The organism is Clostridium sp. M62/1, from assembly GCF_020736365.1.
Taxonomy (GTDB): domain Bacteria; phylum Bacillota; class Clostridia; order Lachnospirales; family Lachnospiraceae; genus Otoolea; species Otoolea saccharolyticum_A.
Genome location: NZ_CP085988.1, coordinates 2,424,388 through 2,449,535 on the forward strand (window position 1 = coordinate 2,424,388; position 25,148 = coordinate 2,449,535).

The 25,148-nt window shown below is 54.6% G+C and carries 28 protein-coding genes; 3 read left to right on the forward strand and 25 right to left on the reverse strand.

The features are described from left to right. Positions 1-65 precede the first annotated feature (65 nt). A complete protein-coding gene (gene hemC, locus LK436_RS11310) occupies positions 66-962 on the reverse strand; it encodes a hydroxymethylbilane synthase (protein WP_008398469.1) in 897 nt (298 codons plus the stop codon). Beyond that, complete coding sequence (locus LK436_RS11315) at positions 955-1,629, reverse strand: precorrin-2 dehydrogenase/sirohydrochlorin ferrochelatase family protein (RefSeq protein ID WP_049932302.1); 675 nt, start codon at positions 1,627-1,629, stop codon at positions 955-957. The genes hemC and LK436_RS11315 overlap by 8 nt, the downstream gene beginning before the upstream one ends. A gap of 191 nt (positions 1,630-1,820) precedes the next feature. Between LK436_RS11315 and LK436_RS11320 the strand changes: the two genes are divergently transcribed. Beyond that, on the forward strand, positions 1,821-2,078 hold the full coding sequence (locus LK436_RS11320) for a hypothetical protein (RefSeq protein WP_008398472.1): 258 nt from the start codon (positions 1,821-1,823) through the stop codon (positions 2,076-2,078). A 153-nt stretch (positions 2,079-2,231) separates the two neighbouring features. Further along, complete coding sequence (locus tag LK436_RS11325) at positions 2,232-2,468, forward strand: hypothetical protein (RefSeq protein WP_008398473.1); 237 nt, start codon at positions 2,232-2,234, stop codon at positions 2,466-2,468. Positions 2,469-2,556: 88 nt separating this feature from the next. On the opposite strand, the gene LK436_RS11330 is transcribed toward LK436_RS11325, so the two are convergent. Both LK436_RS11330 and LK436_RS11335 read right to left on the reverse strand, forming a co-directional pair. Beyond that, positions 2,557-3,810, reverse strand: a complete 1,254-nt coding sequence (locus tag LK436_RS11330; RefSeq protein ID WP_008398474.1) for an AI-2E family transporter — start codon at positions 3,808-3,810, stop codon at positions 2,557-2,559. Between the two features lie 7 nt (positions 3,811-3,817). After that, a complete protein-coding gene (locus LK436_RS11335) occupies positions 3,818-4,981 on the reverse strand; it encodes an alanyl-tRNA editing protein (RefSeq protein WP_008398475.1) in 1,164 nt (387 codons plus the stop codon). Between the two features lie 172 nt (positions 4,982-5,153). Here LK436_RS11335 and LK436_RS11340 point away from each other — a divergent pair, with 172 nt between their 5' ends. Beyond that, positions 5,154-5,408: a hypothetical protein gene (locus tag LK436_RS11340; RefSeq protein WP_008398477.1), complete on the forward strand. Its 255-nt coding sequence runs from the start codon at positions 5,154-5,156 to the stop codon at positions 5,406-5,408. Positions 5,409-5,565: 157 nt separating this feature from the next. On the opposite strand, the gene LK436_RS11345 is transcribed toward LK436_RS11340, so the two are convergent. From LK436_RS11345 to LK436_RS11445, 21 genes are all read right to left on the reverse strand, one after another. Next, positions 5,566-6,225 (reverse strand): precorrin-8X methylmutase, encoded by a 660-nt coding sequence (locus LK436_RS11345; RefSeq protein WP_008398479.1) that lies wholly within the window; start codon positions 6,223-6,225, stop codon positions 5,566-5,568. Between the two features lie 230 nt (positions 6,226-6,455). Then, entirely contained in the window at positions 6,456-8,006 is a 1,551-nt protein-coding gene (locus tag LK436_RS11350) for a cobyric acid synthase (protein ID WP_008398480.1), read from the reverse strand. A gap of 81 nt (positions 8,007-8,087) precedes the next feature. After that, a complete protein-coding gene (locus LK436_RS11355) occupies positions 8,088-9,191 on the reverse strand; it encodes a pyridoxal phosphate-dependent aminotransferase (protein WP_008398482.1) in 1,104 nt (367 codons plus the stop codon). Between the two features lie 98 nt (positions 9,192-9,289). Then, positions 9,290-10,255 carry an adenosylcobinamide-phosphate synthase CbiB gene (gene cbiB / locus LK436_RS11360; RefSeq protein WP_044931549.1) on the reverse strand — a complete coding sequence of 322 codons (966 nt, stop codon included), beginning with the start codon at positions 10,253-10,255 and terminating at the stop codon, positions 9,290-9,292. 60 nt (positions 10,256-10,315) lie between these two features. Next, positions 10,316-10,762 carry a bifunctional adenosylcobinamide kinase/adenosylcobinamide-phosphate guanylyltransferase gene (locus tag LK436_RS11365; RefSeq protein ID WP_008398486.1) on the reverse strand — a complete coding sequence of 149 codons (447 nt, stop codon included), beginning with the start codon at positions 10,760-10,762 and terminating at the stop codon, positions 10,316-10,318. A 33-nt stretch (positions 10,763-10,795) separates the two neighbouring features. After that, positions 10,796-11,620, reverse strand: coding sequence for an adenosylcobinamide-GDP ribazoletransferase (locus tag LK436_RS11370; RefSeq protein WP_008398488.1), 825 nt, complete (start codon positions 11,618-11,620; stop codon positions 10,796-10,798). Beyond that, positions 11,617-12,204, reverse strand: a complete 588-nt coding sequence (locus LK436_RS11375) for a bifunctional adenosylcobinamide kinase/adenosylcobinamide-phosphate guanylyltransferase (RefSeq protein ID WP_008398489.1) — start codon at positions 12,202-12,204, stop codon at positions 11,617-11,619. The genes LK436_RS11370 and LK436_RS11375 overlap by 4 nt, the downstream gene beginning before the upstream one ends. 135 nt (positions 12,205-12,339) lie before the next feature. Then, positions 12,340-13,488, reverse strand: a complete 1,149-nt coding sequence (gene cobT / locus LK436_RS11380; protein WP_191445398.1) for a nicotinate-nucleotide--dimethylbenzimidazole phosphoribosyltransferase — start codon at positions 13,486-13,488, stop codon at positions 12,340-12,342. Then, entirely contained in the window at positions 13,449-14,804 is a 1,356-nt protein-coding gene (locus LK436_RS11385; protein WP_008398492.1) for a cobyrinate a,c-diamide synthase, read from the reverse strand. The genes cobT and LK436_RS11385 overlap by 40 nt, the downstream gene beginning before the upstream one ends. Next, positions 14,801-15,400 carry a precorrin-6Y C5,15-methyltransferase (decarboxylating) subunit CbiT gene (gene cbiT / locus LK436_RS11390; protein ID WP_021965780.1) on the reverse strand — a complete coding sequence of 200 codons (600 nt, stop codon included), beginning with the start codon at positions 15,398-15,400 and terminating at the stop codon, positions 14,801-14,803. The genes LK436_RS11385 and cbiT overlap by 4 nt, the downstream gene beginning before the upstream one ends. 59 nt (positions 15,401-15,459) lie before the next feature. Then, entirely contained in the window at positions 15,460-17,139 is a 1,680-nt protein-coding gene (gene cbiE, locus LK436_RS11395; RefSeq protein WP_008398497.1) for a precorrin-6y C5,15-methyltransferase (decarboxylating) subunit CbiE, read from the reverse strand. Further along, on the reverse strand, positions 17,132-17,866 hold the full coding sequence (cobJ, locus tag LK436_RS11400) for a precorrin-3B C(17)-methyltransferase (RefSeq protein WP_008398499.1): 735 nt from the start codon (positions 17,864-17,866) through the stop codon (positions 17,132-17,134). Before cobJ ends, cbiE begins: the two co-directional genes overlap by 8 nt. 20 nt (positions 17,867-17,886) lie before the next feature. Then, a complete protein-coding gene (locus LK436_RS11405; protein WP_008398501.1) occupies positions 17,887-19,059 on the reverse strand; it encodes a cobalt-precorrin 5A hydrolase in 1,173 nt (390 codons plus the stop codon). Continuing rightward, entirely contained in the window at positions 19,056-19,856 is an 801-nt protein-coding gene (gene cobM, locus LK436_RS11410; protein ID WP_008398502.1) for a precorrin-4 C(11)-methyltransferase, read from the reverse strand. Before cobM ends, LK436_RS11405 begins: the two co-directional genes overlap by 4 nt. Before the next feature lie 47 nt (positions 19,857-19,903). Next, positions 19,904-20,608, reverse strand: coding sequence for a precorrin-2 C(20)-methyltransferase (gene cobI, locus LK436_RS11415; protein ID WP_008398504.1), 705 nt, complete (start codon positions 20,606-20,608; stop codon positions 19,904-19,906). Between the two features lie 86 nt (positions 20,609-20,694). Next, the gene (gene cbiD, locus LK436_RS11420) at positions 20,695-22,110 is read right to left on the reverse strand and encodes a cobalt-precorrin-5B (C(1))-methyltransferase CbiD (protein WP_008398505.1); all 1,416 of its coding nucleotides are present in this window, start codon (positions 22,108-22,110) and stop codon (positions 20,695-20,697) included. A 128-nt stretch (positions 22,111-22,238) separates the two neighbouring features. Further along, complete coding sequence (locus LK436_RS11425) at positions 22,239-23,114, reverse strand: sirohydrochlorin cobaltochelatase (RefSeq protein ID WP_166460496.1); 876 nt, start codon at positions 23,112-23,114, stop codon at positions 22,239-22,241. Between the two features lie 125 nt (positions 23,115-23,239). Then, positions 23,240-23,464: a small, acid-soluble spore protein, alpha/beta type gene (locus LK436_RS11430; protein ID WP_008398508.1), complete on the reverse strand. Its 225-nt coding sequence runs from the start codon at positions 23,462-23,464 to the stop codon at positions 23,240-23,242. 3 nt (positions 23,465-23,467) lie between these two features. Further along, on the reverse strand, positions 23,468-23,626 hold the full coding sequence (locus tag LK436_RS11435) for a hypothetical protein (RefSeq protein WP_156796988.1): 159 nt from the start codon (positions 23,624-23,626) through the stop codon (positions 23,468-23,470). A 369-nt stretch (positions 23,627-23,995) separates the two neighbouring features. Next, positions 23,996-24,235 (reverse strand): hypothetical protein, encoded by a 240-nt coding sequence (locus tag LK436_RS11440; protein WP_008398512.1) that lies wholly within the window; start codon positions 24,233-24,235, stop codon positions 23,996-23,998. After that, positions 24,232-25,146 carry a DUF1700 domain-containing protein gene (locus tag LK436_RS11445; RefSeq protein WP_008398514.1) on the reverse strand — a complete coding sequence of 305 codons (915 nt, stop codon included), beginning with the start codon at positions 25,144-25,146 and terminating at the stop codon, positions 24,232-24,234. Before LK436_RS11445 ends, LK436_RS11440 begins: the two co-directional genes overlap by 4 nt. Positions 25,147-25,148: the final 2 nt, after the last annotated feature.

The window sequence follows — 25,148 nt, forward strand, 5'->3', positions numbered from 1 at the left end:
CTCTCTCTTTTTGAACTTTCCTTCATCTGTATTTTTCTTCCGCTCACACTTTTAGCTCACACAGTTCACACTTTTTCCTGTTCTATTTCAGATTTGAGCCTGAGCGCCAGGCTGCGGCCCAGCTCTGCCGGCCCCTGAACGCTGCCTTCCAGACTTCCCACAACCCAGCGGCCGCTTTTTTCTTCAAAGTAAAGACCTCTCAGCTTCAGTCTGTCCCCTTCTATGAGGGCACAGGCCGCTATAGGCGAACTGCATCCTCCGTCAAGGGTTTTCACGAAGCTGCGCTCTGCCTCGGCCATGGCCTGGGACTTTGGTGAATTTATTTTAATAAGGAAGGGATAACTGTCATCTTTTCTCCCCTGGACAGCCATGATTCCCTGCCCTGCCGGCGGGATGATCTCCTCCACGGAAAAATACCGGCTGATTCTGTCCTGAAGTCCCATCCGGATCATCCCGGCCGCCGCCAGTATCAAGGCGTCATATTCCCCTGAGTCCAGTTTGCGAAGCCGTGTGTGAATATTTCCGCGAATCCCTTTAAACTCTGCATCCGGGTAAATTCTGGCTGCCTGGATTTTCCTTCTGGCGCTTCCCGTACCTATCACCGGATGAGCGGGAAGCTCTGACAGTCCCTCTCTCAAGACCAGTACATCCCTGTTGTCCTCTCTGGGAGAGTAGGCCAGAATCGGCAGTTCTTCGGGAATCTCCATGGGCATATCCTTAAGACTGTGCACGGAGAGATCGCTGCGTCCTTCCATAAGCGCCAGATCAAGCTCCTTCACAAACAGCCCCTTTCCGCCTATCTTGTCCAGAGACTGGTTCAGAATCCTGTCCCCCGTTGTTTTCATCGTAACCAGCGTAAGCTCTGTCTCAGGAGAGGCCTTTCTGACCGCCTCCATCACAAGCTCCGCCTGCCTGACTGCCAGAAGGCTGTCACGGCTTCCGACTCTCACCTTTTTATTCATCCAAGCGCTCTCCTTTTCTCGTTTTTCCTCTGTCCTGATCCTTCCTCCGCTCTGCTTTGAGATTTCCGAGACAGTTTTCCCTCCCTGCATTCTTCTGACCAGAGTTCTCTCTTTCCCAGTCCTTCTCCTTTTGAGCAAACAGCTCCCTCACCGCCTCCGAGGCCTGTCTGGCCAGGCGGTGATCCCTTCCTCCGGCCGTAATGCCTGCCGTCACCGAGCCTGCCTGTGCTATTCCCGGGAAGTAGAAGTCTGACTGGAGACGGTCAGAGGCCACATTGACAAATGCTCCTTTCGTTCTCCCGTCGCAGGCTGCCAGGCTATCCGTTTTCTCTGCGCCCGAAGCGGCGATTACCAGAAAAAATGAGGGGGAGGATGGAGAGAACAGCCTTTCCCGAAACATCTCATACGTTCCCCTAAGCCAGTACAGACGGACAGAATCAGCTCCCGGCGGCGTCTGGAACCCTTCCTCCGGCACTGAATCCAGTACCAGCAGCCTTTTGTCCTTCTCCCCGGCCGCCCCTTCCAGAAAGCTGCTCTCCGGTGCCACAGCCGCCACCCTGGCTCCGAATTCCAGAAGCACGCGAATTCTCCTGGATGCCACAGAGCCTGCGCCAACCACAAGTACCCATTTTTCTTCCAGTTCAAAAAAAAGCGGAAAATATGCCACGATTTCTCTCCTTCCCAGCCTGTCCTTCTGACTCTGCACATTTATCCTATTATACACAAAACCGGAAAACTTTCAAATACATTCGTCCTGTGATTGACGGCATCTGAAAGTCACGCTATACTGAAAAAGACGGCTGGCGCAGGTATACAGCCGCAAAGGCAGCATTTACAAAACACAGAAGGGAGAATCCCATGGAAGAATTTTTCAAAGCGATCGAGGATAAAATCAGAGCCGCCGGATACCAAGGCCCGCTGGACGGAGAAGCGCTTTACGATGAGATCTGCGATGAGATTGAGGATAAGGAAAATGGCTCCTATCTTTTTCTGTCGAAAAAGGACAACGGAGACATTTTTGAGTACAAGGTGGATGTGATGGACGAGGAATTTAATCTCTCCTATGTCCACATCACCGCCGGGGACGGCGTTTTTCACGCAGATTTCGATCAGTAGAAGCCAGCACGCTGCAGTCTGAACAGAGACCATGCCGTTTTTTTCGCTTCTTTCGGCAGTTCTCATAATTGCAGTTCCCTGCTTTTTCCTGTATAATACTGTCTGATAAAATGAAACAGACAAATCAGACAGATTTTTCAGGAGGATTCTTTTATGAAGCTTCAGAATATTGACAATGTAGAGAAATTTTTCAGTGTTATCGACGAATGCAGGGGCCGCGTGGAGCTTGTATCTCCGGAAGGTGACCGCATCAATCTGAAATCCAAGCTGGCACAGTACCTCTCACTGGCCAGCGTGTTCTCCAACGGCTATATCAAGGAGCTGGATCTGATCGCCTATGAGAGGGAGGACGTCGACCGGCTGCTCAAGTTCATGTATCAGGGAGAGTAGGCTGACAGGACGGCTGCAGCGGGAAAAGCCACTGAAGAGGATTCCAAGTCATATCCTCTTCAGTGGCTTTTTTTGTTCCATACCTTTCTCAGTCTTTTTCCGTTTCCTTTTCTTTCTTATTTTCCGTCTTTTCTGCTTTTTTTCCGGAGCCGCTCATTTTCGCTCCCGCTTCGCGCTCTGAAAAACGCTTCAAATATTTATCCGCCTTCACATTCCGCCCGGCAAGCTGAATTCCCACATCTTCCTTTAACAGTGTATAGCCTACGGAACAGAGCGGAATAAAGATCAGCATTCCGACAATTCCCATCATACTTCCGCCCAGGGAAACGGCTACCAGCACCCAGATGGACGGAAGGCCCACAGAGCTTCCCACCACATGGGGATAGATCAGGTTGCCTTCAATCTGCTGAAGCACCAGAAAGATAATCGTAAACCAGATTGCCTGCACGGGGCTGACCATCAGCATCAGGAAAATTCCCACAGCGCAGCCGATAAAGGCTCCAAAAATCGGAATCAGGGCCGTGAAGGCAATCAGAACTCCAATAAGCAGTGCAAACGGCAGACGCAGAATGGTCAGCGTCACAAAAAACATGGTTCCCAGAATCACCGCCTCTGTACACTGACCTGTCAGAAATTTCGAAAAGATCCGTTCCGTCATTCTGAGGACGCCAAGTCCCTTATCCACAGCAGACTCGGGGAAGTAGGCATAGCACAGCTGTTTAAACTGGCGGGACAGGGTTTCCTTCTGAAGCAGAATGTACAGAGAAAAGATAAAGGAAATACTGAAGGTGGTAAGTCCGCTGGCGATGGACACGGCAGCCGTCACAGTGGACGATAGGAGGTTCCCCGCTCCTGAAGTGATGAAGGAGGCTGTCTCCTCCATCAGAGTTTTCCAGTCAATCTCGATGCTGTTGATAAACTCCACGATCTCCGGATATCTGGCAAACATGGCCTCCGCCTGGATCTGCATATTCTCAAAGAAGGCCGGCACCAGGCGTTTTAAGCCAAGCAGCGTCCCTGTCAGCTCCGGTATCACCACAAGGCTCACAACTGCCACAATCACCAGCACAAACAGGATGGCTAACAGAAGGCTGAGCGGCCTTTTTGCCCTGCTTGTCTCCTTCATTCTCAGCAAGCCGCCCAGAATATTTTTCTCGATAAAGCGCATGGGCACATTGAGAATAAACGCAATAGCCGCCCCCAGAAGGAAGGGAAACATAAGCCTCAGGCCTCCCCGCAGAAAGCCGAACACATATTCCATGCGAAAGGCCAGAGCCAGAATCACGATGGTGTACAGAATCAGAAGCATGATCTTTTTCATGTTATCTTTGTTCAATTCCATATCTGTCTTATATTCCTCTCTCCCTCAGGGCTGCAAACCAGTTTCTCACTTCTTCTCCGGAAGCGCTCACACTGCCCTGAACCATGCGCTCGCTTCCGCCTCCCCTGCCGTTCAGGGACTGATTCAGTTCCCGGCCAAGGGTTCTCATATCATGGACAGGGCTTGCAAGAGTGTAGGAAAAGCTTCCACTCTGTCCTCCGAACACAGCTGTCACCTGTCCCCTTTTCGCTTCCATGAGCAGGTTGCAGAACTGTCTCACTTCTACAGGTGTATAATCCTTCTCAAAGACCAGGAGAATCCCATCTGACTCCGGATAGGAAGCAGTCTTAAGCTCCATCAGCTGTCTGGTCAGGGCCACCGTTCTCGCCTTCTCCTCTGAGAGCTCGTCCCTCTGCCGCTTCACCGCCTCCACAATTTCCTCCGGCTTTGCAGAAAGCAGGACAGAAACAGCGGAAACCTGCTCCGTTTTTCTGTCGCAGGCCTTCAGCGCCTTCTGACCGCAGAGCATGGAAATGCGGACTCCTCCTTTATAGTTCATCAGAGAGAGAAACTTGATAACTCCGATTTCCCCGGTATACGCCACATGGGTACCGCAGCAGGCACAGGTGTCCACGCCGGGAACCTCCACAATGCGCACCTGGCCTGAGAGCTCCTTCTTGCTCCTGTAATCAAGCTTTTCAAGCTCCTCCTCGGAAGGATATGTAATTTTGAGAGGAATATTGGCCCAGATTGCCCGGTTGGCCTTCTCCTCAATTTCCATCAGCTCCTCCCAGCTCATGGGGCCGTTCAGATCAATGGTCATCTCCTCCCTGCCCATGTGAAAGCCCACATTGTCATATCCATAGACGCTGTGAATCAGCCCGGAAACGATATGCTCGCCGGAATGCTGCTGCATATTGGAAAAGCGCGCCTCCCAGTCGATCCTCCCTGTAACCTCTTCCCCCACCGAAAGCTCCCTGTCTGTATAGTGAATCACAGTCCCGTCCTTTTCGTGGACATCCAAAACCCTGGCTGTTCCCAGCACTCCCGTGTCAGCCGGCTGCCCGCCTCCCTCCGGATAAAAGCAGGTTCTGTCAAGCTCTACCTCAAATCCCTTTTTCCCGGAGACGCAGGCCGTCACCCTGGCTGTAAATTCCCTTCGGTACGGCTCCTCGTAAAATAATTTCTCCATCTCTTCTGTCCTTCCTCCTGTCCATGAACCTGTGCGGTTCCGATTATTATAATTATACACAGATTTTCCGGCGGTTCAATCAATTTGCCATTAATTTTTCGTTTTGATGGAAACTGTGGCAAGCAGGGCGGCATAAGATGGAGTGTAAAGAAAATGTCGGAGGAACTTAAATATGAGCGATTTATCAGCAACTAACTGCGGATGCGGATGTGAGACTACAGGAGGAGGAAGCAACCTCATTTTCCTGATTCTCATTCTGATTTGCTGCGGCGGCTGCGGCTTCGGCGGAGGCTTTTGTGAACATAATGGCTGCGGCGGCGGATGCTCCTGCGGATTTGGCGGCGGCGGATGTGAATGGCTGATCTGGATCATCCTGCTGTGCTGCTGCTGCGGCGGCGGAAACAACGGCGGCGGCTTCTGCTGCTAGTTTCCGTTTTTCTGACGCCGTCCTGCAGGGCGGCAGCCAGGCGGCTCTTCTGCCGCCTGGCGCAGACAGAGGCTCCCGCTTCCCGGACTGTCCCGGGGCGGGAGCCTCTGTCAGATCTTATGTTCTTTCCCCTTGAAGATTTGCGGAAGCTGCCTTTCTACCGCTCTCTCGCAAGCTGGTAGATCAGCGCATTGCAGATGGCAGCTGCCACGTTGCTTCCGCCTTTTCTTCCCCTAGCCACAATATAGGGGGTATCCTGAAGGGATAAAATCAGCTCCTTGGACGAAACCACATTGACAAAGCCCACCGGTACTCCGATGATGAGTCTGGGCGCAAGTCTCCCTTCCCGGATCAGCTCATAGAGGCGCACCAGGGCTGTGGGGGCATTTCCCACTGCAAAGATGCAGTCTCTTCCGAGAGAGGCCGCCTTATCCATACTGGCTGCCGCCCGGGTGGTGCCCTGCTGTTTCGCTGTCTCTGCCACGTCCTCATCTGCCATAAAGCAGAGTACCTCAGAACCAAGGCGCTCCAGGCTCCTTTTATTGATCCCGGCCCGTCCCATATTGGTGTCTGTCACAATGACAGCCCCCTCTCTCAAAGCCTCCAGAGCCTTTTTCACCGCCCCTTCTGAAAATACCAGATTGTCCGCATAGTCAAAATCTGCGGTTGTGTGGATCACCCGCTTGATCACCGGCTCTTCCTCGGGCCTGAACGTCCTGCCCGGGAACCGTTCCATAAGCTCCTCGGAGATAATCTCAAAGCTCCTGTCCTCTATCTTTTCAGGCAGCACCTGCTCTAACTGTATCCTTCTTTCCATCCTTCTCACCGCATCCCTCTGTTTTTTTGTTCCTGATTTAGTTTTTCTTCCTATTTAGTTTTTCTTCCTGCTTTGTTTTCGTTCCTGTTTTTGTCTTATACTCCGTCTCTTTCTGCCTGGAGTTTCTGCTCAGATTCCTTTTTAGATTCTCCTCTCAGGTTCCTTTTCAGATTTCTCTCCCAGATTCCTTTTTCAGATCCTTCTTCCAAACTCTTTTTCAGATCCTCCTCTCAGATTCCCTGTCTGAGAATCCTGTAAATCTCGTCCATATCAAGGCTTTTTCTCAGCCCGTCGGCCAGCAGGTCAAACTGCTTTTCCCGGTAGGCTCTGTAATCAAAGTCTGCTGCATCCTTAAGGCTTATTCCCTTTTCAGAAAGAAGGGCTTCTGCCAGAACAGCGGCCGTGCCGGGCTCGTCGAAGATGCCGTGGACGTATGTGCCGCAGGCCTGCAGGGAACCTCCTTCATCTGTCAGGACGCAGCCGTCGGGCTTCTCTCCCGTCTCTCCTCCCTCCTGGTTTTCCCGGAGGACAGAGAGGGGGCGTCCTCCCTCAAGGAGCCTGGTCCTTCCCATATGGATCTCATAGCCGGAAAACTCTCTTCCCGAGAGGGCGGAAAAGATGCCGGGAAGGGCGCCGAAACGGCCTGTCACCCGGGTTCTCATCTTCTCCTTCTCAAATTCTGTGGCTGTCTCAAGGAGCCCCATTCCCCGCACAGACACTCCCGGGGCCCCTGCCTCTGTGCCCTTCTCATCTGTCAGACTGCGCCCCATCATCTGGTAGCCTCCGCAGATCCCAAACACAGGAACCCCTGACGAGGCAGCTTTCAGCACGGCGGCCTCCAGACCGTTCTGGCGCATCCACAGCAGATCCTCTATGGTATTTTTCGTTCCCGGAAGGATAATCAGATCCGGAGCAGACAGCTCTGACATTTTCTCCACGTACCGGACAGATACGCCGGGCAGGCAGGAAAACGCCTGAAAATCCGTGAAGTTGGAAAGACGGGGGAACCGGATCACGGCAATGTCCAGGGCGGCTCCCTCATCCTTTTCCCGGGCATTCAGGCGGGCGCTCAGACTGTCCTCGTCCTCAATATCTGCCTGAATATAAGGGATAATCCCTGTCACCGGAATCCCGCAGAGTTTCTCAATCATCTCTGCCCCCGGCTCCAGGATCGTCCGATCTCCGCGGAATTTATTGATCAGAAGTCCCTTTATGTACCTTCTCTCCTCCTCTTCCAGGAGCATCACGGTGCCGTAGAGCTGGGCGAACACGCCTCCCCTGTCTATATCGCCGGCCAGAAGGACAGGAGCCTTCGCCATCCTGGCAATCCCCATATTGACGATGTCATCCTGCTTCAGGTTAATCTCCGCAGGACTTCCGGCCCCCTCGATCACAATAATATCGTAGTCCTTCGAGAGAGATTCATAGGCATTTCGGATCACCGGAAGAAGTGTTTTTTTGTATCTGAAATACTCTCTGGCCGGCATGGTTCCCACCGGCTCCCCCATGACGATCACCTGGGAGCCGGTGTCGCTGGAGGGTTTTAAGAGGATCGGGTTCATGGCCGCGCGGGGGGAGATTCCCGCTGCCTGGGCCTGCACTGCCTGGGCCCGTCCGATCTCTAAACCCTCCTCTGTGATAAAAGAATTGAGAGCCATATTCTGGGATTTAAAGGGAGCCACACGGTAGCCGTCCTGCCGGAATATGCGGCAGAGGCCGGCGGCAATCAGGCTTTTTCCAGCGTTTGACATGGTCCCCTGGATCATGATTGGTTTTGCCATTTCGTTCTCCTTTCCTGTATACAGTATGCAGCCAGATCGGGTTTTTGCTGCTGTCTCATCCTCTCCTTCACCGGCACTCTCTTAAACCTCGCTGCCGGAGCTGAAGTTTTTTCTCGCCCACTCTTCCATCTGACTGAGAAGCTCCTTATTTTCCTCACGGCGCTTCACTGCCACCCGGAAAAAGGAGTCATCCAGCCCCCGGTAGCTGGCGCAGGAGCGGATCAGGATGCCTCTCCCGGAGAGGAATTTCTTTAAATCCTCCTGGCCGGATAGTTCCTTTCCCTTCTGCCCCACAGAGAACAGAAGATAGTTGGCCATGGAAGGCCAGACACGAAAGCCGAGACGTGAAAGCCCGTCACTTAAAAATTTCCGCTCCCGAGCGATCAGCTCTCTGGCCTGTTCCAGAAAGTCCCTACGGGAGAGGGCGGCAATTCCGGCTTTCTGGGCAATTCCCGACACGCTCCAGGGCTGTCTGACAGCTGCAAGGCGTTCCAGCAATCCCGTATCTGCGCACATGGCATAGCCCAGCCTGAGCCCGGCCATCCCGTACGTCTTTGTAAAAGCGTTCAGAAGAAACAGGTTTCTGTACCGGCCAAGCTTTCCCGCCATGGTAAATCCTTCCGGCCTTTCCAGAAAGCCGTTAAAGCACTCATCCACTGCAAGGAGAGCATGATGGTTCCGGCAGATTCCGGCAAAGACTTCCAGCTCCTCTGACGAGAGGGCCATTCCCGTAGGATTGTTGGGATTTCCCAGAAAAACCAGGTCGGCGCCGCCGACTCTCTCCAGTTTCCTCTCAAGGCAGCGGGCATCAGGAAGCCAGTTTTCCTCAGGCCGCAGGGGAATCTGGATGATCTCACAGCCCTTCAGGGAAAGAGCAGCCTCATACTCGGAAAAGCAGGGGGCAAACAGAACGGCCCGGCGGGGCCTTAGAGCCTCGGCAAGGCCGAAAATCAAATCGGCCGCCCCGTTTCCGCAGAGAATCCAGTCCTCGGGAAGGCCGTGGAAGGCCGCCAGAGCTTTCCTGAGGCCTCTGCACTGGCTGTCCGGATAGAGAAGAATTTCCTCCCTGCTGGACGCCACCGCCTCTATGACCTCCCGCGGTGTGCCCAGCGGATTGGTGTTTACAGAAAAATCGATTCGGATGTGCTCTGAGCCGTAAATGTCACCGCCGTGAGAATAAACCATGTATGATTCCTCCTGTTTCTTTCAGCCTGTTTCTATCAGTCTTTTTCTTCCAGTCTTTTTCTGTCTGTTTCGCCCCTTCGCGCCTTTCCCCTCTTTTCCTATCTCCCAAGCCAGAATGCGGCCGCAGCCCCTGCTGCTGCCATCATAACTGCAGTTCCATACATCAGCCTGTTTGCCCTTTTGATATCCTCCCACTCTACCTTCCTCTTCTCATCCCCGATAAAGGGTTTTTCGAAACGTCTCCCAAAGTACCAGGCAGGTCCTGCCAGACGCACCCCCAGGGCGCCGGCGCAGACGGCCTCTGTCTGGGCGGAATTGGGGCTTTTGTGGTTTCTCCGATCACGGAGCCAGATCCTCGCCGCCCCCTTCCCGTCCATCCCGAGAAGAAAGGAGGCGCCAATCATCAGAAGCGCCGAAAGTCTCGCCGGGATCAGGTTTGCCAGATCGTCGAGCCTTGCCGCAGCCCTGCCGAAATACAGATACCTCTCATTTCTGTATCCCACCATAGAATCCATGGTATTGACGGCCTTGTACATCCATCCAAGGACCGGGCCTCCCAGAAACAGATAGAACAGAGGCGCGATTACCCCGTCCGAGGTATTCTCAGCCACAGTTTCCACTGCCGCCTTCGCAATTCCCTCCCCGTCAAGGCCGGCTGTATCACGCCCGACGATCATGGACACATTCCGCCGGGCCTCCTGTATATCTCCCTTCCTCAGAGAATCGCAGACCTTCATACTCTCGTCACGCAGGGATCTGGCAGCGAGAAGGTAGTAGCACATGACGGCCCCGCAGAGGAACTCTCCCCCCGGCCCAAAAAGAAAGCGGGCCGCCCGAAGAAGGGTCAGACTCACTCCCCCGGTCACCAGGACAACCCCTCCGGCAAGAATACTTCCGCCTATGAGCTCTCCTCTCTTTCCCTCCGGAAAGATTCTGCGAAGCCATCCCTCCATCCATCCGATGAGAGAGCCCAGCGCCCTGACCGGATGAGGCATCGAATGGGGATCTCCGAAGAGAAAATCCAGCAGAAAACCAGCCAAAGCGGCCGCAGCGTAACTTGTCATTTCTTGTGTCAATTCTTTTGTCCTCCCGTCTGTCATCTTCCCGGCTGGTGCTTCCCTTACTTATTTCAGCCGCATCTCCAGCCCGCAGAGAATCCGGTAAACCTCCCTGGCCTGGGCCGCAGCCCTCTGGCAGAAGCGCCCCTCCCGCTCTCTGTAATCCCTCTCAAACGGGTCCAGAGGCACAATCCCGCAGCCAATTTCATCAGCCGTCAGAACCCTATCCCTTCCCTCTGCCTTCTCCCGCGCTTCCATCTGCAAAAGAAAGGCGCTGCCGAAATCCTCCGGATTTTCAGTTTCTCTCATGAGATACTCAAACAGCTTTTCCAAATGCAGAATCACATCGGCAGAGAGGAGGGCCTCATAAAGCTCCTCCACGCCGCCGAAGCCTCTCTCCTCCATCATCCTTCCATCCAGCACAGAACTGCTCTCCATCCCGTTTACCCGGTTAAAATGTCTGAGGGCCGCCCTGCTTTTTCCCTGATGGCTTCCGCCGACAATCAAAATCACTGCTCATCCTCCTCTCCTTCCTTTCCATCTGTCCTACGCAGGATAAAGCCACCCGCACAGGACGCACACGGCCAGCAGAAAAAGCTCGCAGACCTGCAGGAAATATCCCGCCAGATCCCCGGTGATTCCGCCAAATTCCCTGCAGGCCATCCTGTAATACCAGGCGAACACGGCCCCTGCTGCCAGAATACACAGCCAGCCCGGCAGAATGCTTCCAAAGAGCACTTTTCCCATGGCGAGAAAATAGGCGGCCCCCGCCATCAGGTAAAGTGCCATCAGCAGCCTGACCGTCCGTTTCAGAGCCACCTGGGAAAAGGAGGCCGCCAGCCCGTCCTTCTTCGCCATGGGAAAGGACACAACTGACATTCCGCTCAGCGCCCGCTCCGTCAGAAATGCACCGGAAAATAAGAGAACGCTTCTCTGATCCAGCTCTGAAAACAGGGCCGCGTAAAAGAGCAGGTAGGTGCCGCAGCCGATAACGGCGAAGGCTCCTGCCCTGGGATCCTTTAAAATTTCCAGCTTTTTTTCCTTCGGCAGAAAGGATCTTCTGGCATCCGTCGTATCCAGAAATCCATCCATATGGATTCCCCCTGTCATAAAAAGCGGCAGCGCCGTACCGGTCAGGGCTGTCCACAAGGTTCCCGCTCCCAGCCCCTCTGACAGATAAAAAAACGCCCCGATTAAGCCTCCGATCAGAACGCCGATCAGGGGAAAAAAGCACATGGTATACCGCATCCGCTCCTTTGTCCACTGAATCTGAGGCATGGGAACCCTCGAATACATGGACCAGGCAATTATGAAACTTCCCAGCAGGTCTTTAAGCCCTCCTGCCGGCCTTCTGCCCCTCTCATTTTTCATTCCGGCGCACCTCCCTTCTGCCCTGTCCTCTGTCCTTCGCTCTGCCCTTTCCTGCCGCCATTTTCCTGCTTCCACAGAATGGGGAGTCCGTACACCACCTCTGTCACTGTCTGCGCCTGCCCGGCCAGAAAGCAGTTCACCTCTCCCAGAAGCCGCCTGTACCGCTCCGTCTCCTCTCCGTAAAAACGCCCGTCCGAGCAGATTTCATTTGTCACCACAATGAGATTCCGGGAAAGATCCAGCAGATGTTCGAGCCCTCTTGTGATCCTCACAAAAGCCCCCTCCTCCTGCCTGTAAAACTCGTTGCAGACCAGGTTGGACATGCACTCTAAAAGAATCGTCGCCTCCCCCTTCTCCCATCCGTCAGGAAGCTCAAACTGTTCCAGATCCGAGAATACCTCTTCCGTTCTGAACTGCTTTCCCTCCCGCATCCGGCGGTGGCGTCTGACTCTCTCTCTTCCCTCCTCATCCCAGACCATCATAGTGGCCAGGTACAGCTTTCTCCCCGGCTCCGCCTGAAGGGCCAGCCCTTCCGCATATTCCGACTTTCCGCTTCCGCTTCCTCCCGTTACAACTGCAAGCACAGCCCTCTCTCCTCTCTAAGAAACCGCTGTCTCTCCGGATTTCTCTTCTGTGTACATCTTTCTCTTCTGCGTACGCCTTCTCTTTTTCTGCCGGCCATCCATCTGCCCGGGGCTTTTAAGTCTCAGAAGCTCCTCCTAGGAGAGGGGCCTATACTCCTCAATTTCAATCTCATGGAAGGTACTCATTTCCCGGTAAATGCGAAGAGCCATGTCGAGAAGGGGCATCACTGCTACCGCTCCCGTCCCTTCTCCCAGGCACATGCCGGCAGCGATAGCCGGGCGGCAGCCAAGCTCCCTCAAAATCAGCTCACCGGCCGGCTCCGAGGAGACATGGGAGGCCAGCATATAGCCGGAAGATAAGCTGCAGATCCTCTGGGCCATCAGGGCGGCCGCTCCGGAAATAAAGCCGTCAATCAGCACCGGCACGCGGCACAGAGCGCCGCCCAGGAAAACGCCGGCAAGTCCTGCCAGATCAAGGCCTCCCACCTTTGAAAGAATATCAATCCCGTCCTTTGGGTCAGGGCGGCGGAGCATAATTCCTCTTCGGATTACAGATATCTTTTTCAGAAGGCCGTTGCTGTCAAGCCCTGCCCCTCTCCCCGTTACCAGGAAGGGATCCACTTCCAGGGCAGCAGCCACTGCCGCACTGCTGGTAGTTGTATTCCCGATTCCCATCTCTCCGGTGGCAATCAGCCCGTAGCCTCTTTTTTTCAGCTCCTCTGTAAGCTCAATTCCCGTTTTGAGGGCCAGGAGCACCTCGCGCCTGGTCAGAGCCGGCTCCTTCAGGAAATTCCTGGTCCCTCTCCTGATTTTTCTGTCAAGGAGGGGGAAACATTCTCCCAGAGGGCCCAAATCCATCTCCACGCCGATGTCCACCGGAAACACATCTGCTCCTGCCTGCTGTGCCATCAGACAGGCACAGCTCTCCCCTCTGGTGAAGTTGGCGGTCACCACAGCTGTCACCTCTTTTCCGGTCTGGCTGATTCCTTCCTCCACAATCCCGTTGTCTGCGCACATGATGATTAACGCCCTTTTCCCAAAGTCCACCTGCGGCGTCCCCGTAATCTCCGCTATGCGGACAATGTCATCCTCCAGGACTCCCAGGCTTCTCAGGGGCTTTGCCACGCTGTCAAAGCGTTTTTGGGCCTTAAGCCCTGCCTCCCTGTCCGGCTCACTGATTTTTGCAAGCCGGCCCAGAAGCCAATTCGTCAGTTCTCTCTCTTCCAGCTTCTCCTGTTCCTCTGTCACCGCAAAATCTTCCTCTCTGCTGCCTGAAGCAGCCATTTTTTCAGCCATCCTTCATTGGACGGGTAATACAGGTGGGGAAATCCGCACAGCAGCGTGTCCGTCTGCACCATACAGCGCCAGCTCCTGTCGGACAGGGGCTTTCTGGCAATCCAGTCGCCGCCCTCCAGCTGTGTTTCCCAGTAATGAAATTCGTGTCCCTTTATCGTCTCTCCATCCGGCCCTTCCAGTTCGATGTATCCGAACCGTGAAAGCCGATTCGTCCGGTATGCACTGGCATCCACAAGCCCTGCCAGCTCATACTCCTTTCCGTCTGCCCCCTCTAAAAGACGGTGGAGATAAAGAAATCCTCCGCACTCTGCAAGAATCTGTTTTCCTCTCCTGTAGGCCTGCCTGACGGAGTTTAACATCTGCCTGTTTTCCGAGAGCTCCTTTGCAAAATTTTCCGGATATCCGCCCCCGAACAGGTAACCGTCGGCCTCGGGAAGCTCCCGATCCGAAAGAGGGCTGAAAAATACAAGCTCTGCCCCCAGCTCTTCCATGAGTCTCAGATTTTCCTGGTAGTAAAAGCAGAATGCCTGATCTCTTGCCACTCCGATACGAACCCTGCAGACAGCACTGGAAACAGCCCTGAGAACGGACGGCGTCCCGGCTGGCTTTCTGTCTCTTCTCCCCCTCCGGGCCAGGGCAATTAACCCCTCCATATCGAGGCTCTCCTCCATCTGCTCAGCTAACCTCCCGATCCGTTCCCTGAGTCCCTCAATCTCTCCCGGAAGCATCAGGCCCAGATGGCGGCTTTCAATCACACAGTCCCTCATTTCGGGAAGATACCCGTAAACAGGAACACCTGCCTTCTCAAGTACAGGCCTCAGCCTGCCGTAAAGCATAGGAGAGATTCTGTTTAAAATCACTCCCTCTATCCCGCTGTCCTCCGCAAATGAGACAAAGCCCCTGATAAGGGCTGCCAGAGAAACGCTTGCTCCCCGACAGTCTACCACCAGAACGGTGGGGGTGCCGGTGATGGTGGAGATATCCCAGGCGCTGCCCTCTGACGAGACCGCACCGATTCCGTCATAGTAGCCCATCACTCCCTCTATCACGGCAAAATCAGCCCCTGTTTCCCTCATTCTTCCGGCAAACATCTGTCTGACCCCTTCTTTGCCGAGAAAAAAGCTGTCCAGGTTTCCGCCGGGAATTCCCAGCACATACTGATGGAACATGGGGTCAATATAGTCGGGTCCGCATTTAAAGGCTGCAGGATGAAGTCCCCGCCGCTTCAGAGCTTCCAGAAAGCCGCAGGTGATCAGAGTTTTTCCGCTTCCGCTTTTGGGCGCGGCAAAAAGAATCCCTCTCATGCTTCCTTCTCCTCCCCTCCAAAGCTGATCACATAAACAGGATTCTGCCCCTGCATCAGGTGGTAGCCTCCCGCCTTTCTGGCTCTGGAAACCTGCACGGAAACGATCTCCCCATCGATGGAAAGCTCATCCAGCATGGAAATGACAGAGGCCAGAGTCTCCAGCGCAATGACATTAATCACCACCCGCATGCAGGGGTTCAGCGACAGCAGTTCCTCTACGATCTCCTTCATATTCCCGGAGCTTCCCCCGATAAAAGCGTGAGTTGCTCTTCCCTCCTGTCCTGCTTCCAGCTCCCTGCGGACGGCCGGATCTCTTAAGAGGGAGAGAGCTTCCCCTTCTTTCAGCACAATTTTCTCAGTTCCCGCCTTTTTTCTGTTTTCCTCAAACAGCCTGGCAGCCTCCGCTTTTTTCTCAAAGGCAAAGACACGCTTTACGCCCCAGACAAGGGCGGCCTCCACAGAAACAGACCCTGTCCCTGCCCCGATGTCCAGAAGAACGGAATGGGAGTCAAGCTCCAGCTTCGAGAGGGAAACGGCTCTTACCTCGCTTTTTGTCATGGGAACCTCTCCTCTGATAAACCATTCATCTCTCATGTCATTCCTCCCTTTCTCTCTTTCTCTCTTTCGCTTATCCGGCTGCCTGAAGCCTCTCATCATCCCCCTGCCGTTTTCACTGCCAGAACCGCCAGGGAATCGGTGGAAATAAGGGTAAATTCCCCGACAGTTCCCCTTCGTATCCTCTCTTCCGGATAGGAGAGCCGTTCCCCGACGGCGGCCCGGCAGCGGGAATATCCAGCTTCTGAAAGCTGCCTGCACAGCTTTCCCGCCGTCTCGCTTCCGGACAGCAGAATGAACATCCACCGGCCTTCTGCCTGTTTTCCTCCTGAGCTTCTGTCCTGCTCCAGACGGGAGAGCGCATTCTCCAGATCAAGCGTTCTTCCGTGCGCAGTCAAAAACAGAGCATTCTCCCATGAGATGCCCAGCCTGGAGGCCAGATAGGCCGCTGAGGAGACACCTGGCTCTGTCTCGAATGGAATATTTCTCTCTGAGAGGGCCAGCGCCAGCTTTTTTGTGCCGCTGTAAAAGCCTGTATCTCCTGAAAACAGAACTGTCACTGTCCCTCCGCCTTCATAGTCGTCTAAAAATCGGATCACATCCTCCGGAAGATAGAGGGGCTCCATCCTGGGTTTTACTCTCTCTCTTTCTTCTGCCCTTCCCGTCATTTTCCGGCTGTTCTCAGAAGATTTATCTCCCAGCCTCTCCCACACCATCTTCGCAGCCTCCAGCATTCTGGGGGCTCCCAGCAAGACGCTGCTTTCCAGAATGGTTCTGACGCAGTTTACGGTCATCTGTTCCAGCCCTCCGGGCCCGATTCCCACAAGTGCTGCCCGAAGAGGCTGCCGGTTCTCTCTTTCTTCTCTTTCTTCTCTTTCTTCTCTTTCTACTCTTTCTGCTCGTTCTTCTCTTTTCTGTCCCGGATCGTCTCTTCTGCCTGAATACCAGCGAAGGATTTCCTCCTTAACCTCCCCGACTCCCATGCCGTCCGGCTCGTGCCTTCGTCTGATCACCACTGCAGAGGCTCCAACCCTCCCGGCCGCCGCCAGCTTCTCCTCAAAGCCTCCGTTTTTTCCAGTTTCCTTTGTCACCATCCACCTGGCATCCGTCTGCGCCATCATGGCCGCATTCAGCTCCTCCGAGAAGGGACCCTGCATACAGATCAGGTGTTTGCCGGAAATACCGAGAAGACTGCACTGCTGTACTGACTCTATCGAGGGAAGGACTCTGGCAAATACACGGCTTTCAAAGTCGGGAAGTTTCCTGAAGGTGGAAAGCTCCTTACTCCCTGTGGTCACGAAAATATTTCCCTCCGTCCCCTGAAGGAAGCGGACGGCCTCCTCCACATCGGACACATAAACCACAGAATTCTCATCGGATTCAGGCTGCTCTTTTTCATTTACTGGCTGCTCTTTTCCGTCTGCCGGCTGCCCTTTTCCGTCTGTCGGCCTCCGGCGGCCTTCCTCCTCTTCTCTCCTCAGGCAGCGAAGGAGGACGGCATTTTCCTTCCGGCAGGCCTTTTTGATATTCTCCGTCGCCAGGAGCGCATAGGGATGGGTCGCATCCACCACCAGCTCAATTTTCTTTTCCCGGATAAAGTCCGCCATCTCTTCCTGATCCATGGGCCGTTTCATAATATGGAGGCAGGAGGCCTGCGGGAGCAGCCTGCTTCCATAGTCTGACACCACGCTGATAAAGGCGGGGATTCTGTGTTCGGCACAAAATTCTGCCAGAAGTCTGCCCTCCGTGGTTCCCCCAAAAATCAGCAGCCTACACATTCCGGTACCCTCTCGGCGTCACCATGCGCCCCAGAATCTCCCTGGTTGCCTCATTTCCCACAAACACCGTGGTAAACATGTCTGCGCCGGCGTCCATCAGCTGTGACAGTGTCATCAGCTCCACCGCCTCCCCCTCCCGGCCGATGTTTCTCACAAGGCCGCAGACCGTTTCCGGCCTTTTATATTCCATCAGGATCCGGCAGGCCCATTTCAGATATCCTGCACGCTTTTTGCTGGACGGGTTATAGATGCAGATGGAAAAATCACCCTGGGCCGCAGCACGCAGCCGCTTTTCAATCACCTTTGCAGGTGTCAGAAGATCGCTTAAGCTGATTACGGCAAAATCATGGCCGAGAGGAGCTCCTAAGAGGGCTGCGCCGCTCAGGGCCGCCGTCACTCCCGGCACAATCTCTGCTTCCACTCCCGGGAATTCCGGCAGAAGCTCCAGTATGAGTCCTGCCATCCCATAGACGCCGGCATCCCCGCTGCAGATCATGGCAGTTTTCTTCCCCCCGGCGGCCTCCGCAAGGGCCATCCGGCAGCGCGCCGTTTCCTGTCTCATAGGGGTTGTGAGATATTCCTTCCCCGGAAACGCCTCCTGAATCAGATCCACATATACCGTATAACCTGCGATGACCTGGCACGACTCCAGTGTTTTTTTTGCCCGGATTGTCATATTCTCCAGGGCTCCCGGGCCGATTCCGACCACGTAAATTTTCTTTTCCATTCTGTTATCCTTCCATTCTATTATCCTTCCGCACTGTACCTATCCAGGTTCCTGCCGGTTTCAGCTTCCTGCCCCCATTCCATCCGGATAATCCGCTTCCTGAGGGCGAGAGCCCCAGTCACGCCTCCCTCCGCCTGCTTTTCCACGGCAAGAAAAGCCTCGTAAGGGCCGGCAGCCAGAACTGCCGCCCGCTCACAGACATTCCCGACTCCTGTGGTGCGTCTGACAAAGTCCGACTCCCGGAAGCTGCCAGACACCTTGCCTAACTCCTCAGCAGAAAAAAAGCAGATCTCCTTTCCATGCTCCGACGCAAAATCAAGAAGCCCCTGCTCCTCTTTTTTTAAATCAATGGTGGCAATCCGAAACACGCTCTCCATCCCCAGCCCGGCCATTTCAAGAATCCGTCTGGCCAGGGCCTCTATCTCCTCTTTTCCGGCGCCTTTCCTGCACCCGATGCCAAGAACTGCATCCTGTCCCGTAAGCCGCAGGAAACGGCAGTCTCCTTCTGTATGCTCCGGCATCTTCAGGGAAAGAGAAGAATCCCTCCTTCTCCCCGCTTCCCCCACCCAGAGATTGAGCCGGTGAAGGGTCCCCGGATGAAGTTCAGGGCAGCAGGTCCCTTCCGTGGGAAATTCGCAGAAAAATCCCAGTCTCTCGCCTGCGAGAAGGGCGGCGGCAGCCTCCCTGGCCAGCCCCATGTCCTCAACGCGCAGATCATTTTTCCGGGCAAACACATCAGGAGCAAACAGGCCATTCCTGTCTGTGGCCGTGGTGATGACCGGCAAAGCCCCGAGAAGAACGGCGGCCCGCTCTGCCAGCTCGTTGGCTCCGCCCAGATGGCCGGACAGGAGGGAGATGGAAAACTTTCCTGTCTCATCGATGACAACCACCGCCGGATCTTCTGTCTTTCCTCTCAGAAAGGGGGCGCAGGCGCGGACGGCGATCCCGGCGGCTCCTATGAAAAAGATTCCATCTGCCTTTTGAAACTGTCTTTTCGTCCAGCTCCCCAGGGACTCTGTGAGAACCGACAGACCTTCCGGCAATTCCTCCTGCCTGCGCTTTTCAGACATGTTCTGAAAGGCGGAAGACAGGACTGCCCCTTCGGCTTCCTCTCCCTCTGCCCTCAGTTTTCTTATAAGCTCGGACAGGAGTCTGGCTCCCCGCCCTGTAAAGGCGATTCCTGCCGTCTTCATCTGTCTTCCTCTCCACGGCCGGGCAATGAGGCCCCGCTTTCTTTCGTTCCCCTGCGAAACTCTGTGGTAAATCCCGGATCATAGAGCTTTGAGCGCTCAAAGCTTCGGTGAGCCACCGCCTCTCCCACGAGAATCAGGGCTGTCTTTGTTATCTTCTCTTTTCTGGCCGTCTCCCAGAGGGTCCCCACGGTGCAGGTTACCGCCTTCTCATCGGGCCATGTGGCCTTGTACACAATGGCGGCAGGCGTGTCCTGCCTGTAGCCCCCTCTGATAAGCTCTGCGGAGAGCTCCTTTAATAACCCTGTACTCAGGAAAATAACCATGGTAGACTGATGGGCTGCAAATGACGCGATCTTTTCCTTTTCAGGGACAGGCGTCCTGCCCTCCATTCTCGTGATCACAACGCTCTGAGAGACACCCGGGAGGGTGTATTCCAGATTCAGGGCAGCAGCTGCTCCGCAGAAGGAGCTGACTCCCGGGCACACCTCATAGGAGATCCCCTCCCGGTCCATCCAGTCCATCTGCTCTCTGACGGCGCCGTAAAGGCAGGGATCGCCTGTATGCAGGCGGACGGTCATTTTTCCTTCCCTCTCTGCCTGCATCACCGCCTCCATGACCTCCTCAAGGGTCATTTCTGCGCTGTTTAAAATCCTGCAGTCTTTTCTTCCATAGTTCAGAAGCTCCGGGTTCACCAGGGAACCGGCATAGATGATCACATCTGCCTGCTCCAGAAGTCTGGCTCCCCTCACTGTAATCAGGTCCACAGCACCGGAACCTGCTCCGACAAAGTATACCATTCTGCTCTCCTTCCAGCATCTTGCGCCGGCTTTCTCGCCGCCGCCTTTTATCTCTTTCCTTCCTCTGCCCTGTCTGCAGCAAGGATCAGGGAATAGTAGCCTGCCTGCTCCGGAATCTCTTCCAGCGAGCCGAATACTCTCTCCCCGGCCATTCCGCAGTTTTCTACCATTCTGGCCTCGAGACCACGCTTCACGAGAAGCTCCTTTACGCTTCCCATCTGCCGCCCGGCCTTCATTAACACCTTCACTCCCGGCAGGGCCAGCGCCTCCTCAATCTGATAGGAAGCCGGGATCACATGGAGCTCTTCGGCTCCATTGACCAGGGGCTCCCCGAGTCTTGCAGCCGCTGCACAAAAGGAGGGAACTCCATTGACAATCTCTGCCTCAAAGCCCATCTTTCTGATTCTCTCGTGAACATAGAGATAGGTGGAGTAAATGGTCGCATCGCCGAGGGTAAGAAATGCCACCTGTTCTCCCGCCTTCAGCCGCTCTGCCAGTTTATCTGCGGCCTCCCGGTGACTTTTCTCCAGGATTTCCCTGTCCTTTGTCATCGGCATCGGCAGAAACAGGCAGGGCTTTTCCTCTATTTCCGGAACTGCCTGTCTGGCTATCTGGTATGCTGTGCACTTTTCCTTTTCCCTGTGAGGAATCGCAATCACCTGGCATTCCCTTATTATCCGCACGGCTTTCAGAGTCATAAGCTCCGGATCTCCCGGCCCGACTCCCACACCGTATAAACGTCCCTGTTTCATCTGTATCCTGTCCTTCCTGTCTTTTTCTCAAATCTGCATTCTTCTGTCTGCGTTCTTCTGTCAAATTTATATCATGTTTCATCGGCTTACCGGTTCCCGGCATCCGGATCTCCTGATAGCTCCCTGAGCCTTTCAGCCATATCCTCTGCGCCGCCTGTCATCCCCAGAATTCCCGAGGCTCCGGAAAACACGATCACCTCTGTCCTGAGTCCAAACCGCTCCTCTAAAACCTTTTTTATCCGCCCCGTGACGATCTCCATTACCGGGGCAAGGAACCCTCTGGCCTTGAGAAGCTCTGCTGCCTCATCGGTGGTATTCATGGAGAGCACCGTCTCTGCCAGGGCTTTGTACTCCACTTTTCCTTCCCGCTCAAAGCTTTCAAATCCTTTTCCTTTTTCCTGCGCCTGCCGCGCGGCCTCCTCCACGCAGTCTGCCAGAATTTCCATTCTCCTGTCGCCGTACTTTGAGTGGGTGTTCATCACTCCCCCTGCTACCTTCACCAGCTTTCCCAGATGTCCGGCAAACAGCACCTCTCTGATTCCTGCCTCCTTAAGCATCTGGAAGGTCTCCCCCACAAAGTTGCTGCATTTGACGAAGGATTCCATGGAGAGGCCCAGACTCTCCAGAAGAAACGCCGCCCCGTAATTTCCGGGCGCCACAGCCAGGAGCCTTCTGCCCTCCGCCGCATGCACCTGTATATCGAGTCTAATCGTTTCCAGCAGCGCTTCCTCGCTCATGGGATTGACAATCCCCGTAGTTCCCAGCACGGAAATCCCCCCCATAATGCCCAAATGGGGGTTGAAGGTCTTTTCCGCCAGCCTCTCCCCGTCGGGGATGGAGATCTCCACACAGATGGGCCGGCTCTCGGCGTATTCCCTCAGAACTTCTCTCACAGCGTCGGCAATCATTCTGCGGGGCACCGGGTTTATGGCCGGATACCCCGGCGGGCACTTGAGTCCTCTCTTTGTCACCCTGCCGATTCCTCTTCCGCCGCCTATGTACACGGTCACCGGCTCCCGGCAGTCACAGTATATCCCGGGGTGTTCTCCGGACTCTGTCTCCTCCGATACATCCGTCCCGTTTTTCCTAAGCACAGATTTTTCTCCTGGCATCCAGACGGCTGCATATACCAGAGCCCCGTCGGTCACATCGGGATCGTCCCCGGCATCCTTTCTCACTGCGCAGATTTCCCTTCTGCGCCCCGGTCTCTCCCTTCTGTGCCCCGGTCTTTCCCGGCCGGGTCCTCCTGTCAGCCCGTTTCCGCTCACGCTCTGCTTTGCTGTCTCTCCCGGCTCTTCCCCGGGCCACCATACCTCAAATACGGCTTCAAGCCCTCCAGGAGTCATCAGAGAAACCGCTTTTTCTCTAGCTCCGCCTAAAAGCGACCGGACTGCTGCCTTGGCTGCAGCTGCGGCGCAGGTCCCTGTGGTGAATCCCTTCCTCAGCTCTTTTTTCTCTGGCCTTTTTCCTGTGTCTTTCTTCTGCTCATCGTTTTTCGGCATCACGTCTCCCTGCTCTGTTCCTGCCCTCTCACCTGGTCCTGCATCCTACGTTAATCGCCGCCTGATGCTTCCCGGCACGCTCTCACCATTTGTCCCGTCATTTTCCCGGCTCTGCCTGCGCACCACCTTCACCGGAGCGCTTCTGCTTTAAAGGACTCTGCCCTCCGGGCATGGCTTACATAGATTTCCCGGATTCCCCGGTATTCCCCAAGGCCCCTCTCCAGCAGGGAAACCTGAAAGCCCCTCTCCTTCAGGCGGCTTTTCCAGGTATTCTCCCCCTCTCCTCCTATATCACGGAGGATATGAAGGCCGGCTGAGAGCATAAACGGAACCAGAAGGATATGAGCCCCGGGGGAGACTTTTAACCGCCGGATGACCGTTTCAAAATCCCTCTCTGCCTCCTCGAGAGTCGCAAAATGCATCGCTCCCCTGCTCATCTCACAGGCCAAAGCTTCCATTGCGTCAGAGAGATTTTCCATTTTTTTCTCTGCCCCGGAAGCAGGATCTTCTCTCCCACTCCCACTGCCCTCTCTCTCATCATTGGATGCACCGACCGTTCCATGCCCTGCCAGAAGACAAATTTCCCCATTATGTAGTGCAGGCAGCTCTTCCCGCACAGCGCGGACTGCCTGTATTCTGTCCTCTGCTGTATCCAGCAGAGGTTTTCCCAGATATGCCTTTTTGCAGACAGACGGATGGGCCAGAAGCCACTCAGACAGCGTGCTTCTCAGCCGTCCATACTCCCCGCCTGCCGTCAGAAAAGTGGGCTGAACTGTCAGCTCATCTGCCCCTCTCTCTGCGATCTCATCAAGGGCTTCCCACACCGTGCAGAAAGAACCTTTCCCCGTCTTTTTCAGCGCTTTCACAATTTTCTGGCTGGTAAAGGCCCGAAAGAGCTGATGCTCCGGAAAGGCCTCTGCCAGCTCCCGCTCAACGGCTCCTATCGTCTTTTCTCTCGTCTCATCCACAGTCGTTCCGAAGCTGACTGCAAGAACCGCTTTCATCCTTTTTCCTCCATCGGGACTTTTCCAGCCTTCCGGCGCAGCTTTCCCGTTTTTTCTCCGTTTCATAAGCAGTATGTTCCATTTTTACGTACTTCACCGTTTAAATGCTTTATCATTATATTCGATCAAATGTTTTCTTTCAATAGTTCCTTTTTCATTTCCCGCTTGCGTTTTGTGATCAGCCCTCCGATCCGGCCGCTTTCTTTTGAGGTCAGACATTTCCAGCCTCCGTTTATCACCTTATCTCCAAGCCCCAGTTCTTCTGCAATTTCAAACTTCAGCTTCTCCTCCGGGCTCAGGTTAGCCGGATCAAATATTTCATTTTTCTTGTCCTTTTTTTTCTGTGTCACAGGTCATGCCTCCTTCTGTTCTTCAAGATTCAATAGGAGTATACCCCTTCCCGGGGCGCCTATACACCAGAGGCTGATTTTTGCATCCCTGTTTTTCTTCTGCAGACATCCCATCTCCTGCAAAAAAAGCGGGCAGGCCCGCCTCAGCTCCCCCCTAATCATGAGGGGTTTGCCTGCTTTTTTGCGCCGCCGCGGGGCTGCCTTAAGCAGCCTTTTCCTCTGCGCAGCGTGCGCATCCCGCCCGTCAGGACTTTCTGTATTATAGGAAATTCGGAGGAATTTCTTATAATAAAAGACCGTTCCTGCCCGACGCACTCACTGCAAACGGCAGAAACGGCCTGCTCTGTTTCGGCTGTCTCTCAGCTCTCTCATTTTCCCGGGGGATTATCATGCATGCCGCAGGGCAGGCAATCCTCCCCCCGATCCCGGTCGCACACCAGATTGCCCGAAGGAACCCGATGGCAGTCGGTTCGATCCCTGTAAATTCACAAAGACCGCCGCACATTTTCTCTCTGACTGTCAATGGCCCGGCTAATCCAGAAATACCGCGCAGCCGCCTTCTCTGTGACCTCCGTGGTCAAAATCCCACCATTCATCCTCGTCATGGAAAAGTTCGTCCTCCACCGCATCTTCCACCCTGTCAAGGAAGTGATCGATCGTTCTGTGGGACAGTCTCATGCCTCCGGCCACTCCGGCAGCTCCCGCTGTCACGATTCCAATCACAATCAAAATCCCACCGGCCAGCAGCAGGTTTCTCATCCAGCGCTTCATCTGTCCGCCTCCCCTCTTTTACTGCTGTTCCCGTTTTCTTCCTTACGCCGGCCTCTGAAACAGCTTCCAAGGTTCCTGAACACCCACGGCAGAAAGGTTCCGTAAAACAAAATTGCAAGAACCAGGGCCACAAGGCCGCAGCCTGTCATGATTAATCCGATTCCGAAAAACAGAAATCCTGCAGCAGGCTGTGCGGCAGTCCCAATCAGAGCCAAAACAGAGATCACAACTCCGCCTATCAAAAGGCCCCCCGCAATCACTCCCACAGTCAGAAGAAGTCCTGCAAGCGTCACAATGACGGAAAAGATGCCTCCGGCAACGACCCCCACACCGGCTATCCCAAGACCGAAGAGAGCCAGGACTAAAGGCCACAGAAGGATCACCCCCACAATGCAGAGGGCTATCTGCCACCCGGCCATTCGCCCCTTCTTTTCCCTCTCTCTTGCATAGCTTCCCTTCACGTACTCTTCCCGGCCCTGGCTGTCTCTGGTTCTCTTCTCTTCCCCGGTGTCCTTCTTCATAGCCTTCCCTCTTTCAGAATACGCCTGATAACTGACCCGGGAAGCTGCTCTTTCGCCGCGGCTGTCTGACTCCTGCCCTCTGCTGCCGGCATCTTCCTTACCTTTCAAACCGTCACTTTTCTCTGCCAGCTCATATCTTTTTTTCACAGGACCGTGCTCCATATATCCGCTGTCGGTAAAAGCTCCGCCAGCCGCCGGCCCGTCTCCCAGACCGGAGCGGATAAAATCTGCCAGCTCTTCCGGGCTTCCCAGCTCCTCAAGCACCTTCGCCGTATTCTCGCCTGCCTCGTCCAGATACCCCTGATAATAGTCCAGGGCATCCCGTCTGTCATCCTCTGGAAGGTCTGTCAGCAAAGCCTCCAGCCTCTCTAAAAATTCTTTTCTGTCCATAC

Bases quoted from the DNA above. Each gene is read 5' to 3' on its own strand.
- hemC (WP_008398469.1), bottom strand. From the start codon at position 962: ATGAATAAAAAGGTGAGAGTCGGAAGCCGTGACAGCCTTCTGGCAGTC.
- LK436_RS11320 (WP_008398472.1), top strand. From the start codon at position 1,821: ATGGAAGAATTTTTCAAAGCGATCGAGGATAAAATCAGAGCCGCCGGA.
- LK436_RS11325 (WP_008398473.1), top strand. From the start codon at position 2,232: ATGAAGCTTCAGAATATTGACAATGTAGAGAAATTTTTCAGTGTTATC.
- LK436_RS11330 (WP_008398474.1), bottom strand. From the start codon at position 3,810: ATGGAATTGAACAAAGATAACATGAAAAAGATCATGCTTCTGATTCTG.
- LK436_RS11335 (WP_008398475.1), bottom strand. From the start codon at position 4,981: ATGGAGAAATTATTTTACGAGGAGCCGTACCGAAGGGAATTTACAGCC.
- LK436_RS11340 (WP_008398477.1), top strand. From the start codon at position 5,154: ATGAGCGATTTATCAGCAACTAACTGCGGATGCGGATGTGAGACTACA.
- LK436_RS11345 (WP_008398479.1), bottom strand. From the start codon at position 6,225: ATGGAAAGAAGGATACAGTTAGAGCAGGTGCTGCCTGAAAAGATAGAG.
- LK436_RS11350 (WP_008398480.1), bottom strand. From the start codon at position 8,006: ATGGCAAAACCAATCATGATCCAGGGGACCATGTCAAACGCTGGAAAA.
- LK436_RS11355 (WP_008398482.1), bottom strand. From the start codon at position 9,191: ATGGTTTATTCTCACGGCGGTGACATTTACGGCTCAGAGCACATCCGA.
- cbiB (WP_044931549.1), bottom strand. From the start codon at position 10,255: ATGACAAGTTACGCTGCGGCCGCTTTGGCTGGTTTTCTGCTGGATTTT.
- LK436_RS11370 (WP_008398488.1), bottom strand. From the start codon at position 11,620: ATGAAAAATGAGAGGGGCAGAAGGCCGGCAGGAGGGCTTAAAGACCTG.
- cobT (WP_191445398.1), bottom strand. From the start codon at position 13,488: ATGGCTGCTTCAGGCAGCAGAGAGGAAGATTTTGCGGTGACAGAGGAA.
- LK436_RS11385 (WP_008398492.1), bottom strand. From the start codon at position 14,804: ATGAGAGGGATTCTTTTTGCCGCGCCCAAAAGCGGAAGCGGAAAAACT.
- cbiT (WP_021965780.1), bottom strand. From the start codon at position 15,400: ATGAGAGATGAATGGTTTATCAGAGGAGAGGTTCCCATGACAAAAAGC.
- cbiE (WP_008398497.1), bottom strand. From the start codon at position 17,139: ATGTGTAGGCTGCTGATTTTTGGGGGAACCACGGAGGGCAGACTTCTG.
- cobJ (WP_008398499.1), bottom strand. From the start codon at position 17,866: ATGGAAAAGAAAATTTACGTGGTCGGAATCGGCCCGGGAGCCCTGGAG.
- LK436_RS11405 (WP_008398501.1), bottom strand. From the start codon at position 19,059: ATGAAGACGGCAGGAATCGCCTTTACAGGGCGGGGAGCCAGACTCCTG.
- cobM (WP_008398502.1), bottom strand. From the start codon at position 19,856: ATGGTATACTTTGTCGGAGCAGGTTCCGGTGCTGTGGACCTGATTACA.
- cobI (WP_008398504.1), bottom strand. From the start codon at position 20,608: ATGAAACAGGGACGTTTATACGGTGTGGGAGTCGGGCCGGGAGATCCG.
- cbiD (WP_008398505.1), bottom strand. From the start codon at position 22,110: ATGCCGAAAAACGATGAGCAGAAGAAAGACACAGGAAAAAGGCCAGAG.
- LK436_RS11425 (WP_166460496.1), bottom strand. From the start codon at position 23,114: ATGAAAGCGGTTCTTGCAGTCAGCTTCGGAACGACTGTGGATGAGACG.
- LK436_RS11435 (WP_156796988.1), bottom strand. From the start codon at position 23,626: ATGATTAGGGGGGAGCTGAGGCGGGCCTGCCCGCTTTTTTTGCAGGAG.
- LK436_RS11440 (WP_008398512.1), bottom strand. From the start codon at position 24,235: ATGAAGCGCTGGATGAGAAACCTGCTGCTGGCCGGTGGGATTTTGATT.
- LK436_RS11445 (WP_008398514.1), bottom strand. From the start codon at position 25,146: ATGGACAGAAAAGAATTTTTAGAGAGGCTGGAGGCTTTGCTGACAGAC.